The sequence below is a fragment of the Salisaeta longa DSM 21114 genome (genome assembly GCF_000419585.1).
Lineage (GTDB): Bacteria > Bacteroidota > Rhodothermia > Rhodothermales > Salinibacteraceae > Salisaeta > Salisaeta longa.
On the sequence record NZ_ATTH01000001.1, the window covers coordinates 3,103,029 to 3,117,768 of the forward strand.

The 14,740-nt window shown below is 62.0% G+C and carries 8 protein-coding genes; all 8 read left to right on the forward strand.

Annotated elements, in window-relative coordinates; all coding sequences use genetic code 11:
• The first annotated feature begins 60 nt into the window (after positions 1 to 60).
• Positions 61 to 2,967, forward strand: coding sequence for a TonB-dependent receptor (locus SALLO_RS0112945; protein ID WP_051141390.1), 2,907 nt, complete (start codon positions 61 to 63; stop codon positions 2,965 to 2,967).
• A gap of 164 nt (positions 2,968 to 3,131) precedes the next feature.
• Entirely contained in the window at positions 3,132 to 4,802 is a 1,671-nt protein-coding gene (locus SALLO_RS17185) for a PKD domain-containing protein (protein WP_051141391.1), read from the forward strand.
• Positions 4,803 to 5,137: 335 nt separating this feature from the next.
• Complete coding sequence (hemA, locus tag SALLO_RS17190) at positions 5,138 to 6,541, forward strand: glutamyl-tRNA reductase (RefSeq protein ID WP_022836734.1); 1,404 nt, start codon at positions 5,138 to 5,140, stop codon at positions 6,539 to 6,541.
• A 12-nt stretch (positions 6,542 to 6,553) separates the two neighbouring features.
• A complete protein-coding gene (gene hemC / locus SALLO_RS0112970) occupies positions 6,554 to 7,519 on the forward strand; it encodes a hydroxymethylbilane synthase (protein ID WP_022836735.1) in 966 nt (321 codons plus the stop codon).
• A gap of 14 nt (positions 7,520 to 7,533) precedes the next feature.
• On the forward strand, positions 7,534 to 8,244 hold the full coding sequence (locus SALLO_RS17195; protein ID WP_022836736.1) for a uroporphyrinogen-III synthase: 711 nt from the start codon (positions 7,534 to 7,536) through the stop codon (positions 8,242 to 8,244).
• 221 nt (positions 8,245 to 8,465) lie between these two features.
• Positions 8,466 to 11,828: a TonB-dependent receptor gene (locus SALLO_RS0112980; RefSeq protein ID WP_022836737.1), complete on the forward strand. Its 3,363-nt coding sequence runs from the start codon at positions 8,466 to 8,468 to the stop codon at positions 11,826 to 11,828.
• Positions 11,829 to 11,933: 105 nt separating this feature from the next.
• Positions 11,934 to 12,953: a choice-of-anchor J domain-containing protein gene (locus tag SALLO_RS0112985; protein ID WP_157621464.1), complete on the forward strand. Its 1,020-nt coding sequence runs from the start codon at positions 11,934 to 11,936 to the stop codon at positions 12,951 to 12,953.
• Positions 12,954 to 13,044: 91 nt separating this feature from the next.
• Positions 13,045 to 14,622, forward strand: a complete 1,578-nt coding sequence (locus SALLO_RS17200; protein WP_022836739.1) for a choice-of-anchor J domain-containing protein — start codon at positions 13,045 to 13,047, stop codon at positions 14,620 to 14,622.
• Positions 14,623 to 14,740: the final 118 nt, after the last annotated feature.

Consider the following 14,740-nt stretch of genomic DNA (forward strand, 5'->3'; position numbering starts at 1 on the left):
ATCGCCGCCGAGGTCATGCAGGCACAAATCGGTTATGATTGTGGAATTGAAGGCCAGAGCATGTTTACCTCCTTATCCCGTGCCTTCTGGTGCACGGTGTTTGCAGTTTTCTTCGTGGCCGTATCGGCCCCCGCGGCGCACGCGCAAGATACGGGCGCCATGGCCGGGGTAGTCGTCGATAGCGAGACCGGCGACCCGATGCCCGGCACCAACGTGGCGGTTGTGGGCACCTCTACCGGCACCTCTACCGACCTCAACGGCCGCTACAAGCTCACGGGGCTGGCGCCTGGACAATACGACCTCGTGTTTTCCTTCATCGGCTACCAGCAGAAAACGGTAACCGGCGTAGAGGTTAACGCCGGTGAGACGACAACGCTCGATATTGCCCTCAGCTCAGAGACGAAGCAGCTGGAGCAGGTAACCGTGACGGCGGCCGTGGCCCAAAACACCGAGGCAGGGTTGCTCCGCGAGCGGCAAAAATCGGCGGCCATGAGCAACGCCATCAGCGCCGAGGCCATCGGTCAGACGGGCGCAGGAAGCGCCGCCGACGCCATGAAGAAGGTGACCGGCGCCTCCGTCGTTGGCGGAAAGTACGTGGTGGTGCGCGGACTGGGCGGGCGCTATTCCAATACGCAGCTCAACGGCGTCGATCTCCCCAGCTCGGATCCCGAGACCAATTCGGTGCAGTTCGACCTCTTTCCAGCGGGCATGCTCAAAAATGTGACCACCATAAAAACGTTTACGCCCGATCGGCCCGGCAACTTCAGCGGTGGGCTCGTGAATATTGCCACGAAGGATTTTCCCACCGAGCTCAACGTCAAGTTCTCCACGTCGGTAAAGGTGAATCCGCAGGTGCACTTCACCGATGACTTTGTGAAGTACCCGGGGGGCTCGCTCGACTGGCTCGGGTACGGCAGCGGCGATCGCGCAATGCCCGGTGTGCTTGCGGGCTTGGCGCCCAACCAAATTCCGGACGGGCCGGCCTTTGTAAACGGCAGCGGCGAAGCTGCGCAGTACGATGCCATCTCGAAGGCCTTTAACAACACCATGGGCCCCAGCGCGGGCTACGCGCCGGTTGACATGGGCTACTCGTTTACGGCGGGCAACCAGCTCGGGCTGTTTGGCCGCGACCTCGGATACGTCTTCAGCCTCTCGTACGATCGTTCGTCGTCGTACTACGATGCCGGACGTACCGGGCGCTATACCATTGTGAGCCGATCGGGCGAGAAGGCGTTGGACGACATCATTGCTCTGGACGACGAACAGGGCACCAGCGAAGCCACGGTGGGTGCCCTGGCGAACGTATCCTACAAGGTGACCTCCAACCACGAGTTTGGGGTCAACCTGTTTTACACCAACACCGGAACCTCTACCACGCGCTTTCAGCGGGGCACGTGGACGGAGATTGGCGCTCAAGACCAGCTCGTCAACCGCACGCTCTTGTACAACGAGCGGAGCGTCTTTTCCACGCAGGTGCGCGGCAAGAGCTACTTCCCATCGCTCAACGATGCGCTGATCGAGTGGCAGGCAGCGCGCGCGAAAACCACGCAGGAAGACCCCGATCGGCGCTTCTTCGCCTCGGTAGATCGCGCCGGTCCCGGCGGGCATGAAGCCTTCAACCAGGGGCTGCGTGAGCCGTCGCGTATTTTCCGCAACATGGACGAGACCAAGTACTCGGCCCAGCTCGACGTTGCCGTGCCGTTTACGCTGCTTACGCGCAAGTCGGAGATCAAGGCCGGAGGCGCCTACAGCACCAGCGACCGATTCTTTGGCGAGCGCGGCTTTTCCTTCAACCGGCCCGACCCGCAGGCCAACCTCCAGTTTAACGGAGACGCTGCGTCCTACTTCTCCGACCCCAACCAGGGCCTTGTGGGCACCGATGCCAACGGCAATCCCATTTGGGGCCTGACGATCAACGACCAGACGTCGCCCTTCAGCGACTATACCGGCGACCGCACCATTCAGGCGGGCTACGCAATGGTCGACCTGCAACTGACCGACGCGCTGCGCTTCATTGGCGGCGCGCGCCTGGAGACGACGGAGATCACCGTGCAAGCGACGCCCGACAGCATCGGGCAGATTGACACCGAGGACATCCTGCCGTCCCTCAACCTTGTGTACGCGCTGCGCGAGGATATGAACTTGCGTGCAGCGGCTACGCGCACGCTGGCGCGTCCCACGTTTCGGGAAATTGCGCCGTATCCTAGCTTCAGCTTCATTCAGGGCGAAATTCGCATTGGCAACCCCAGCCTGCGACGCACCCTCATCACCAACCTGGATCTGCGGTGGGAGTGGTTCCGGCGCCCTGGCGAGGTGCTGGCCTTCAGCGTCTACTATAAGGACATGGACCAGCCGATTGAGAAGGCATTTATTGGGAGCTCGTCAAACACCGGCTCGCAGCTCACTTGGAAGAATGTGGAGCAGGCCGAGGTGTACGGAGCCGAGGTCGAGGCCCGCACGCGTCTCGATTACATCCACGCCGCGCTCGACCACTTCACGTTTGGCGCCAACGCGTCATTTACCGAATCACAGATTTCCGTACCCTGTCTCGAATTCGCTCCCAACGGCACAACGTGCCTCCGTGGCGAGCTGGCATTCCGGCAGGCCAACAATCAGCCCGGCACGCGCGATTTGCAGGGCCAGTCGCCGTTCCTGGTGAATCTCGACCTGAGCTATGACAACCCGCAAACCGGGACGTCGGGCGGGCTGTTTTTCAACATCTTTGGCGAGCGCCTCGCGGTTGTTTCCGCCGGTACAACCCCCGACGTGTACGAACAGCCGCGCCCGCAGCTCGACTTCACCTTCTCGCAGCGCTTGCTGGATAGCTGGTCGGTGAGCTTCGAAGCGTCGAACCTGCTGAATAGTGCCTACGAACAGACGTATTCCTTCAACAACCGGTCGGTGGTGTACCAGCGCTACCAGGCCGGGCGCAGCTTTTCGCTGGGCTTTACCTACGAACCGTACTAACCAACAAACGCCTCATGTGCGCAAACACATGAGGCGTTGTACCATCCCGCGGCCCGATCGCTTACCGGCAGACGGCCACGGGTGAAGCATCCGTGCAAAGGGCAGTGCGACCTGCACGCTGCACGGACTCTTGAGGCACCTTCTCACAATCAACAGCCTGAGTTATGTTTCATTCCCTACGCACCCCGCCGTTTGGGCGGCTGCTTGCGCTGCTTCTCGTGCCCTTTCTCGTACTCACCGGCTGCGACAGCGGCGGTGAAAACGGAGGTGGTGGCGAAGAAGAGCAAGTGCCCACGGCTTCGTTCACGTCTACCGTGAACGGTTTTGAGGTAACGTTCGACGCCAGCGGCAGCACCGACCCCGATGGCGGCACCATTCAATCCTACACCTGGGAGTTTGGTGACGGCACCTCCGGCACCGGAGCCACGGTTTCGCACACCTACCAGGCCATTGGCGACTACGACGTCACGCTGGAAGTGATTGATGATGAAGGCCAAACCGCTTCATCGTCCAGCACCGTCACCGTCAATCCTGACCAGATCGTGGTCTCGGACGACATCACGGCAAACACCACCTGGACGGCCGATAAGACGTACATCCTTAACGGACTCATTTTCGTGAACCCGGGTGTTACGCTCACGATTGAGCCGGGTACGGTCATTAAGGGCCGCAGCCAGAATCAGATCACCACGAATGACGGCGCCAGCGCGCTCATCATTCGCCGCGACGGCAACATTGAAGCCGCGGGAACGGCCGACAGCCCGATCATCTTCACGAGCACGGCCGACGACCTGGAGGATCCCGCAGATCTGGGCCCGTCCGATCGCGGGCTGTGGGGTGGCCTCATCGTACTGGGCAATGCGCCGATCAGCGAGCCCGGAAGCCCGACGGTTGAAGGTGTTCCGGACAGTGAGGGCGCGCGCTTCGGTGGCGACGACCCCGCCGACGACTCCGGTACGCTGCAGTACATCTCCATCCGCCACGGCGGCTTCTCGATCTCCGGTGTCTCGGGCGACGAGATCAACGGCCTGACGCTTGGTGCCGTTGGATCGGGCACGACCATCGACCACATCGAGGTCTTCGCCAACCTGGACGACGGCATTGAGTGGTTCGGCGGCACGGTGCACGCCACGCACCTTGCGGTGGCCTTCTGCGGTGACGATTCCTTTGACTGGGATACCGGCTTCCGGGGCACGGGCCAGTACTGGTTCACCATCCAGGCCCCCGATGCTGGCGGCCGCGGCGCAGAGCTTGACGGCTTTGACACCGTAACCAACGACAACCAGGATCTATTCTCGGATCCGGTGGTGGTCAACGCCACGCTGCTGGGCTCGGGCACGACCTCCAGCCTGAGTGACAATGCCATGCGCTTCCGTAACGGCGGGGCCGGCGAGTGGTACAACTCGCTGATTGGGTCCTTCCCGGCCGGTGGCCTGCGCATCGACACCGACGATGCTGCGGCGGATAACTTTAACGATGGCTTCCTCGTGCTGCGCAACAACGTGTACTTCAGCTTTGGCGGCGGAAGCGACATTCCGTCCATTGTGGAAGGCACGCAGTTCGACAGCGCCATCGCGCAAGCGAATACGTTCCAGGACCCGGGCGTTAGCATCAGCCGCACGGCCGATGGTGGCCTTGATCCGCGTCCGACGGCCAGTGGCCTGCCGACGCCCGAGGCCAAAGCGAACTTCGATAACGCTGTGCCGCAAGGCACCTCGGCGCCCGACCTTACGCCGATCGAAGACGTGAATTACCTTGGCGCGTTTGCTCCGGGGCAGCCGCTGTGGACCGACGGCTGGACGGCCCTCTCGCAAACCGGCTTTACCGCCAACTAAGCGACGCCACCATGCGCCGTGCTGCGTTCGCGTAGCACCCGCGCATACACAAAGCCGCGCGCCGGGTCTTCTTCGGAAGGCTCGGCGCGTTTTTTTGCACCTAACAGATCGGCGCGCATAGCAGCGCAATGCGCCGCGTGGGGAAAAGCCCCGCACGCAGAGGTGGCGATTGCTGTGCGCAGGCCGCCGGGCTGGATCACTTCTTGCGGAGTGTCCCGGTGGGCGAGGATGCGGCGCCGTCGTTCACGTGTAATTCGAGCCGCGCGACGAACCGCAGATCGTCCATTTTGTTACGTTTGAATGCAGCAATCCACTCCGCAGCCACTCCCCGCCGCATGACGTTTTACGCGTTTGGGCTAAATCACGAACACAGCACCGTAGCCTCTACGGAAGCATTTGCCTTGAGCAGCGACGAACAGGACGCCCTGTACCGCATGCTCGATCTCAGCGCGAACGCCGAGGTGGTGCTCTTGTCGACGTGCAACCGGACCGAGGTGTACCTGTACGGCACCGCCGATGATGTGTCGCGCGTGCAGCATGCGCTGAGCGCCCGCGCCATGATGCGCTGGCCCAACGATGCCTTTCTGCTGGAAGACGAAGCCGCTGTGCAACACATCTTGCACGTGGCCAGCGGCATCAAGTCGATGGTACTGGGCGACGGGCAGATTCTCGCACAGGTTAAAGATGCGTACCAGCGCGCGGTGGCCGCGGATGCCGTAGACACGTTGCTGCACCGCCTGATGCACACGGCGTTTCGGGCCGCGAAGCGCGTGGCCAACGAGACGGCGCTTTCGAGCGGGGCTGCGTCGGTGTCGACCGCGGCGGTGGCGATGGCGCTGGATCACTTCGACGAAACCGCTACGCACGATCTGCAGGGCCGCCACGTACTGCTTGTGGGCGCCGGGCAGATGGGGCGCTTGGCGCTGAGTGCTGTGCGGAAGCAGGCGCCGGCGTCCATCACCATCACCAACCGTTCGCCCGAGCGGGCTGAAGCATTGGCGGCGGCGGTGGAGGCCGACACCTGTCCGTGGGCCGCGCGGCATGCGGCCGTAGAAGCCGCTGACATGGTGATTGTAGCCACCGGCGCGCCGGAGCCCGTGCTGCATGCCCATCTGCTCCCGGAGCGCGCGGGCACCGATACGGCCACGTTGCTAGTGGACATTGCGATGCCGCGCAACATCGACCCGGCCATCGACGCGCGCGCCGGGTACCGCGTCCTCGACCTCGACGACCTGAATGCCTGGACGCAGCGCGTACGGGCCGAGCGCGCCACCGAACTTCCGAAAGCCCGCGCCCTATGCGACGAGCTGGTGGGCGATTACGTGACGTGGGTGTTCCATCAACAGGCGCTGCAGCCCGCGATTCAGTCGATCCGCGACACCTTCGAGCACATCCGGCAGCAGGAGATGCAGCGCCATGCGCACGACAAGGGCATGAGCCGCGATGCGGTCGATCGCCTCACGCGGTCCATTATGCAAAAGCTGCTGGCCGTACCGGTGGTGCACCTCAAAAACGTAGACCCCGACAGCATCGATTTTGTGCGGGGCATCAAGCTGCTGCATGCCCTGTTTGCGCGGCAAACCGGCGACGAGGCCCCACAGCTCGATCGCAAGCCGTCGGAGCATCAACCGCGCCTCGACGACGCGCCGGGCCCTTGTCCGTTTGGCGAGCAGTCCGCACAGCCGCCCCGTATCGAGCTGCTCAACGAAGCCCTGCAACCCTCCGTCTCCTCTTCGTAAGTCTCCGGCGGTATGCTGCCCGATCCTCTCATTCTCGGCACGCGCGGCAGCGAGCTGGCGCTTTGGCAGGCGAACTATGTCCGCCGCCGCTTGCAGGCCGCGGGCCACGCGGTGCGCATCGAAACCATCCGCACGAAGGGCGACCGCGTGCAGGACGTGCCCATCACGCAAATAGGCGACGAGGCGGTCTTTACGAAGGAACTGGATCGTGCGCTACTCGCCGGCCGCATCCACGTGGCGGTGCACTCGCTCAAAGATTTGCCCTCGCAGCTGCCGGACGGCCTCACGCTGGCAGCCATTGCCGAGCGCGCGGCGCCGTTTGACGCGTTTGTGGCCCACCCCTCGTTTGCAGGCGATCTGCGTGATTTGCCCAACGGCGCGACGGTAGCCACGGCATCGCTGCGACGCAAAGCGCAGCTGAAGGCCTGGCGCCCCGACCTGAACGTGGTGCCGGTGCGCGGCAACGTGGATAGCCGCCTGGAAAAGCTGGATGCGAGCGATTGGCACGGCATGATTCTAGCGCAGGCCGGCTTGGAGCGCATGGGGCTGGCCGATCGCATCCGCGAACCGGTACCTACGGCGATCATGGTGCCGGCGGTAGGGCAGGGCGCCCTGGGCATTGCATGCGCCGCAGATCAGTCTGCCTTGGCCACGCGCCTGCATGCGGTGCTCCACCACGAGGAGACGGGCCGCGCGGCGCGCGCCGAACGAACGTTTATGCAAGCCGTGGGCGGCGGCTGTCAGGTGCCTACCGGGGCCTGGGCGCGCGTTGCCCCCGACGGCGGCGTCGTCATCGACGGTTGTATTGCTGCATTGGAGGGCGCGCCGTGCTACCGCGAGCGCCGTACGGCCACGCCAGAGCAAGCCGCCCGCGTCGCCCGCGAGCTTGCCCACGCGTTGCTCGCGGCCGGCGGGCGCGCCGTGCTCGAAACCATCGTCGGGGCGCACCCCGCGCCGGGCCCACACTCAGATCAATAAGCCGACGAGACCGCATGCCGCATGTTGCTCTGTTGCGCAGTGCGGCGTCGTCTACCAGCGACCCGTACGTGCAGGCATTTGCCCAGGACGGGTGGACGGCCTCGTGCCATCCGGTCCTCCGGTTTACCTTTCCGCAGCAGGAAGCGTTGGAAGCGGAGCTCGCGCGTGCAGCCAGGTACGGCGCGCTCCTCGTCACCAGCCCGCGTGCGGTGCGCGCACTGGAGCAGGCCTGGGAGGGCCAGGCCCCATCGGCATGGCGCGCGAAGCCGGCCTACGCCGTAGGCCCCAAGACGGCCCAGGCGCTGCGCGCCCTCGGCCTGCGGCCCGTGGGACATGACGCGGGGTCGGCCAGGCAGCTCGCCAGCCGCCTGAAGGCCACCGACGCGCCATTCTTGTTCTTGTGCGGAAACCGCCGACGGGATACGTTGCCCAACGCGTTGCGCGAGCAGGGCCTTTCGTACACCGAGCAGGTTGTGTACCACACGCACCTGCGCACCGATGTGACGCTGCCCGACACCGTGGATTGGATTGCGGTTTTTAGCCCCTCCGGACGCAAGGCGCTGGCCGCGAGCGGCATCGACCCCTCGGCCTATCAGATCGCCGCGATTGGACCCACCACGGCCGCGGCCCTGCGCGAAGCCTCGTGCACGGTGGCCGCCGTCGCCGCATCGCCATCTCCTGCCGCGCTTCAGCAAGCCGTTGGGGCTGCGGAAGCCAAACGATGATGCCCCACGCGATATTGGCGTAGGAGTGTCTCGTGCAATCGTGAATCGCGCGTGATATCGGGGTTATCAAACGGTAATGCACCGTATCTTTGTTGACGTGGGTGTGCGGGGCACGTAGTTTCGCAGTGGTTAATACCATAGGATGCCCAAGCGCATGCTTCGCAGCGGCCGTTTGTTGGGCGATCCGAACCATCTGATTTTGTAACTAACACCTGATCGATATGAGGCGGACAGCTACGCGATGGCTTTTCGTATTGGTGCTACTGGCCATGCCAGCGGGCACCGCGTGGGCCCAAGGAACCACCGCATCGATGACGGGGCGCGTTGTCACCGTCGGTGGCGAAATGCTTCCCGGCGTGAACGTGGTGGCCACCCACCAACCCACCGGCACCAAATACGGCTCGGCGACCAACGCCAACGGGCGTTTCACCATCCTGAACATGCGAGTGGGCGGCCCCTACACCGTGCGCGCATCGTTCGTGGGTTATGAAACGGTCACACGCACCGGGATCACCCTTCAGCTCGGCGAAAAGCAAACAGTTAATTTCGAGCTGCAAGAAGCGACGGCCGAGTTGGAAGGCGTCACGGTGACGGCCGAGCAAGGGCAAGTCATCAACGAGAACCGGATGGGGGCGGCGACCAACATCAGCGAAGCTCAAATTGACGAGCTGCCCACCATCGACCGGTCGCTGCAGGACTTTGCGCGCCTCACGCCGCAGTACGGCGGTGGCGGCAGCTTTGGCGGTGCCAACGACCGCTACAACAGCATCCAGATTGACGGCGCTACGCTTGATGACGTGTTTGGGCTGGGCGAAGCCGTACCGGGCAGTCAGGCCGGCACGCAGCCCATCAGCCTCGATGCGATCAAGGAGTTCAACATCGACCTGGCGCCGTTCGATGTGCGCAACAGCGGTTTTACGGGCGGCATGATCAATGCCATCACCAAAAGCGGAACGAACGAATTTACCGGTTCGCTGCGCTATATGACGCGCAGCGAGCAGTTCACGGGCGACCTGAACGGCATTGGCACCGGCACCTATAGCGAGCGCTACATCGTTGGAACGCTTGGAGGGCCCATCATTGAAGATGAGCTCTTTTTCTTTGTGTCGGGCGAAATTGTGCGCCAGGACAACCCGCTCAACGCAACCGTTGGCGGCGGGGGCATCAACTCGTTCCAGCTGTCCGATAATCTCTTGAACCAATTCGGGTATCCCGATACACGCGCCGTACTGTCGGACATTGCCGACATCACGCAGAACGTGTACAACTACAACCCGGGCGGCATTAGCCCGCTGACGCAAGAGCAAAACAGCAATAAGGTGCTGGCGAAGCTCGACTGGAACATAAATCCCAACCATCGCCTCACGCTGCGTCATAACTACGTGAAAGGAACGGACGATCAGGGCGTTGGCCGTGGGCAGACGAATTTCTCGTTTGGCAACGGCGGCTACACGTTCGAGAGCGTGCAGAACTCCACGGTGCTGCAACTTAACAGCAACTTCGGCACCCAGTGGTTCAACGAGTTCCGGGCCGTGTACACGCGCATCCGTGATGAACGTGCGCTGGACGGGGGCGGCTTTCCGGCCGCAGAGGTCGAATTTTCAGCCGACCGCGAAGTGAACGTGGGCGTGGGCCGCTTCAGCCAGGCCAATCGCCTCGATCAAGACCTTCTGGAAGTGACCAACAATCTTGGCTACACCATTGGGAACCACACCTTGACGTTCGGCACGAGCAACAAGATGTGGCACTTCGAAAACCTGTTCATTCAGGACTATTTTGGGTCGTATGAATTCAACGCGCTTGAATTCCCGAACGGCGAGGTGGTGAGCCCGGTGACGGCGTACCGCAACGGTCAGCCGATTGAGTACTTCTACAGCTACGCCACGGAAGCAGCCGATTCGAACAAGCCCATCGCCAGCTTTACGGCCTTTCAGGCGGGGGCCTACGTGCAAGACGAGTGGCAGGCCCTTGAAAACCTGCAGGTGACGGCTGGATTGCGCGTGGACGTACCGATTATTCCGGACGACCCCACGTTTAACCCGACAGCGTTCGAGGCCTTTGGTCGCAGCACGGCCAACGTGGCCAGCGGCAACCCGCTGTTCTCGCCCCGTGTCGGGTTTAATTACAGCAACGAGTTCATTGGGGACCTCTCGACGCAGGTGCGCGGCGGGGCTGGGCTCTTTGCCGGCAACCCACCCTTTGTGTGGGTCTCGAACCAGTACAGCAACACCGGAGCTGACTTCAACCGCCTCGATGCAGACTTCTCGTTCATCAATTACACGATGGACCCGCAGGCGTGCGCTGATGCAGAAGAGCAGGAAACATCACCCGCCTGCCGCTATAACCCGGATGCGCGCTTTGTGCCCACGACCAGCGGCACCGAACCTGCCAATCAACCAAAACCGGGCGGAAACAATCAGCTGTCGCCGATTGCGACGACCGAGATCAACCTGATGTCGGACGACTTCAAGTACCCGCAGGTGCTGCGCACAAACTTCGCGATTGACCAGGAGCTGCCGGGCGACTTTGTGCTGACGCTTGAGGGCCTGTACTCGAACACGATGAGTGACATTGTGGTGCGTAACCTCAATGCGCAGCAGGTGAACCCGAACGCCGCCGATGCGCCGTACGGCTTGAGCGCCTCGAAGTACGGCCGTCCGATTTATGGCATCCCGACGACGTCTGTCGTGAACCGCCTCAGCCCACAGTTCACCAATGCGCTGTTGCTGGAGAACACCTCGAGGGGTTACTCCTACAGTGCGACGGTGCAGGTGCAACGCCGCGTGGCGCAGGGCCTCAATGGGTCGATCGCGTACACGTACACGGACAACGAAAGCGTGAACAGCGGCAGCTCGAGCCGGGCGATCTCCAACTGGCAGTACAACGAGACCTTCGACGTAAACAACCCACAACTGGGCAACAGCGACTACCTGGTGAAGCACCGCATCATTGGTGACCTCACCTACCGCTTTCAGTACGCCGATCGGTTTGCGACGTCGGTGGGCCTCGTGTACGAGGGCCGCATTGGATACCCGTTCAGCTGGGTGTACAACGGCAACGCCAACGGCGACACGCGCGATGATAACGACCTCGTGTACGTGCCGGCAAACCAAAACGACATCGTGCTCACCACCAACAACTGGGAGCAGATGAACGCATTCATCGAGAGCCAGTCCGGCCTCAACGAATACCGCGGCACGTTCGCCGAGCGTAACTCGGACTTTGCGCCGTGGACGCACAAAATCGACCTGCAGTTCTCGCAGACGGTGCGTACGTTTGCCGGGCAGAAGGTTGAAATTGAGGCGACCCTCGAAAACGCCCTGAACGCTCTCAACGACGACTGGGGCCGGGTGCAGACGGTGAGCTTCAACAACGAGTTTGCTTGGGGCTTCGAAGGCTATGTGACGCCCGACGACGTCGGCACGCGCATGGGCGGCCGCATCCTGACGCAGGATGACGTGGGCAAGCCCGTTGTGGCCTTCCAGGAAGACGTGGTCTACGATAAGATCACGGGTGATCTGTTCAACCTGTTCGACATTGCTTCCCGCTGGCAGCTTCAGCTGGGCGTAAAGTACACGTTCTAATGAACCGACCCGACGAGGCGGTGGCGGGCATGCGCCGGCCATCGCCTCGCGGGGTGTTTGCATCTGCGCGGTCCACTGTTTAGACGACGACAACCCATGATTTCCATGAAACGACTATTTGCAATTGCGGCGGTGTGTGTGCTGGCCGGCGGGCTCTTTACGGCCTGCGACAGCGGCGTCGCCCCCGGGGAAGCGGTAGACCCGGCCCCGCCCACCCTTTCCTTCCAGGAACCAGAAATTGCCATCACGGAGGAGTCGGGCACCGTTGAGATTACAGCGGTACTGACCAATCCCCCGAGCAATGAGGTTACAGCAGAGATCCTGTACGCGAACGGGGATTCAGTGAGCTCTACTGAACCATCCGACTTTAACCTGCCGGCCGATGCGGCCGTCAATGACGATGGAACGGCCTACGTAGCCGGAACGGTCACCTTTCCAGTGGGCGCCGAAAGCGGCGCTACGCAAACGATCAGCCTCCCCATTCAGGATGCAGATTCAACAGAAGACCAGGAAGAAGGTATCTTTGTCTTCCAGAATGTAACCGGTGGAGCAACCGTATCGCCCGATGAACAGCTTGCTGTGAAACTTGGTGCGATTCAAATTTTCGCGGAGGACTTCGCGGACGATGCGCTCGACCCGATGACGGCCATAAGCGTGGCTAGCAGCAACGACTGGGGGACGAGCACCGCCGGCGGTGCGGATAACGTTCCGTACGCGGTGGCCAATGGGTTTGGAGGAAGTGAGCCCGCCAACGACTGGCTGATCACCCCAGCCCTTAACTTCAACAACTTTGAGGGCGAGACATTGTCGTTCTTGAACGCCACGAATTTTGACGATGGCGGACTTCCGGAGGGCGTGCAAGAGGCGCTTCTCGTGAAGGTATCCACCGATTACGACGGCAGTAGCGACCCCACCGCGAGCGAGTTCACGTGGATCGACATCTCCGATCAGGTAACGTACTCGGAGGGTGGTTTCAACTTTGTATCCTCTGGTGAGATCGACCTCAGGGGCGATCAATTTCAGGGCGAGGAAGTGTACATCGCCTTTCAGTACATCTCAAGCGGTACCGGTCCTGGGACGTCTGAGGCCTGGGAGGTCGACAACATCGTGGTCACCGGCAAGTAGCGCCTGCATGATTTGAGGTTCGGCGACGTGCGCGAGGGCGCGTGCGTCGCACGGACTGCGCCCTATGTCTCATTGCGTCTTTCAACGACTTATGCCTACCACTTACAAAATCCTTGCATCCCTTGTCCTGTTCGCGGGGCTGGTGCTCACTGGCTGCGACAGCGGCACAGGCGTTCCAGACGAACTGGGGAGCAATACGACGATTTCCTTTGCACAGCCCCAGGCCACGGTCTCGGAAGGAGCCGGTGCGGTGACGATTGAGATTGGCACCAACGACCCCGGCTACAAGCCGCTGAGCGTGGAAGTGGCTGTATCCAATCAGAGCACACTGAGCGCTTCGGAAGTGCAGCTGCCCGATTCGATGACGGTGCGCCTGCCCAAGAGTATCACCTCGAACGGGACAGTGCCGTTCACCTTCGAGCTGGTAGAAGACACCGAATATCTTGAGGGCGACGAAACGCTCGTGTTTGAGCTGCGCAATCCCAACGCGGGGGCCGCGCTTGGCGAGACGAGCACGTTCACGCTGACCGTCCAGGAGAACGACATCCCGGCGACCATGCAAGAAGCCCGCGCGCAAGCTGCGGGCGACGAGGTGGTGGTCGATGGCATCGTGACGCGTGAGGACAGCGACGGCTTCTTCCTGCAAGATGACACCGGCGCGCTCTACGTCTTCGACTCCGAGGCAAAGGCCGCCGTGGCACCCGGCGACCGCGTGCTCATCACGGGCACCACAGGCTACTTCAGCGGACTCTTTCAGGTGAGCGATGTCGGCACGGCGGGTGTGCGCGTGCTCGAACAGGGCGTGCAGCTTCCCGCCACGCAGTCTGTATCGCTGGGCGAAATCACCGCCAACGGCGAGCAGTACGAAAGCGAGCTGGTGCGCGTTGAGAACTTCGTGATCGACGACGGCGGCGATAACACCTTCCAGGGCGGAAGCAACTACACCGTGCAGGATCCTTCGGGCTCCTCCACCCTCCGCATTCCCGACGGCTCCGCGCTCATCGGGCAGTCTATTCCGGACGGCGGTACGTTCACGGGCGTCCTGAGCCAGTTTAACTTTGGCTTTGGTGGCGCCGATGAGCCCGATGACGGCTATCAGTTGCTGGGGCTCCTTGCCAGCGACCTAGAGGGCAAGAGCATCTCGCAGGTGAATCTGGTGGATGTCGATTTTGCTGACGGTACCCTTGCGCCTATGACGGCGTACAGCGTAGCGAGCAATGAGGACTGGTTCATCGACAGCTTTAGTGGAGAGCCGCTCTCGCCGTATGCCAAAGTCAGCGGTTTTGGCGCTGACGAAGCCTCCGAGGACTGGCTCATTACGCCGGCGTTTGATCTGACGGGCGTGGAAGATGAAACGCTCACCTTCCAGAACGCGAAGAACTTCGGCGACAGCGGCACCGAACAGCCGCTGCGTGTGTGGGTGTCGACCAACTACAGCGGCTCGGGCGACCCGACGACCGCGGATTGGACCGATATCACGGATCGCGTGCAGAACTTCTCTACTGGGGGATACGAATTTGTGTCGTCGGGCGCAATTGATCTGACCGACGCGGAGTTTCAAGATGCGAGTGTTCACATCGCGTTCCAGTATCGCTCCAGCGCGCCAGATAGCGCGTCGTTGTGGCAAGTGGACGACATCCGGGTGAGCGGCCTTCAGTTTGGCAACTAACCGGACGGTTGATGTGAGGAGATAATTAAGCAGGGATGATCTTTCGGGGTCATCCCTGCTTTTTTGATGCAGCACTGGTACGTTAAATGGCCGCAGCACTTCGCGCGTGCTGCGGAAC

Bases quoted from the DNA above. Each gene is read 5' to 3' on its own strand.
- SALLO_RS0112945 (WP_051141390.1), top strand. From the start codon at position 61: ATGTTTACCTCCTTATCCCGTGCCTTCTGGTGCACGGTGTTTGCAGTT.
- SALLO_RS17185 (WP_051141391.1), top strand. From the start codon at position 3,132: ATGTTTCATTCCCTACGCACCCCGCCGTTTGGGCGGCTGCTTGCGCTG.
- hemA (WP_022836734.1), top strand. From the start codon at position 5,138: ATGACGTTTTACGCGTTTGGGCTAAATCACGAACACAGCACCGTAGCC.
- hemC (WP_022836735.1), top strand. From the start codon at position 6,554: ATGCTGCCCGATCCTCTCATTCTCGGCACGCGCGGCAGCGAGCTGGCG.
- SALLO_RS17195 (WP_022836736.1), top strand. From the start codon at position 7,534: ATGCCGCATGTTGCTCTGTTGCGCAGTGCGGCGTCGTCTACCAGCGAC.
- SALLO_RS0112980 (WP_022836737.1), top strand. From the start codon at position 8,466: ATGAGGCGGACAGCTACGCGATGGCTTTTCGTATTGGTGCTACTGGCC.
- SALLO_RS0112985 (WP_157621464.1), top strand. From the start codon at position 11,934: ATGAAACGACTATTTGCAATTGCGGCGGTGTGTGTGCTGGCCGGCGGG.
- SALLO_RS17200 (WP_022836739.1), top strand. From the start codon at position 13,045: ATGCCTACCACTTACAAAATCCTTGCATCCCTTGTCCTGTTCGCGGGG.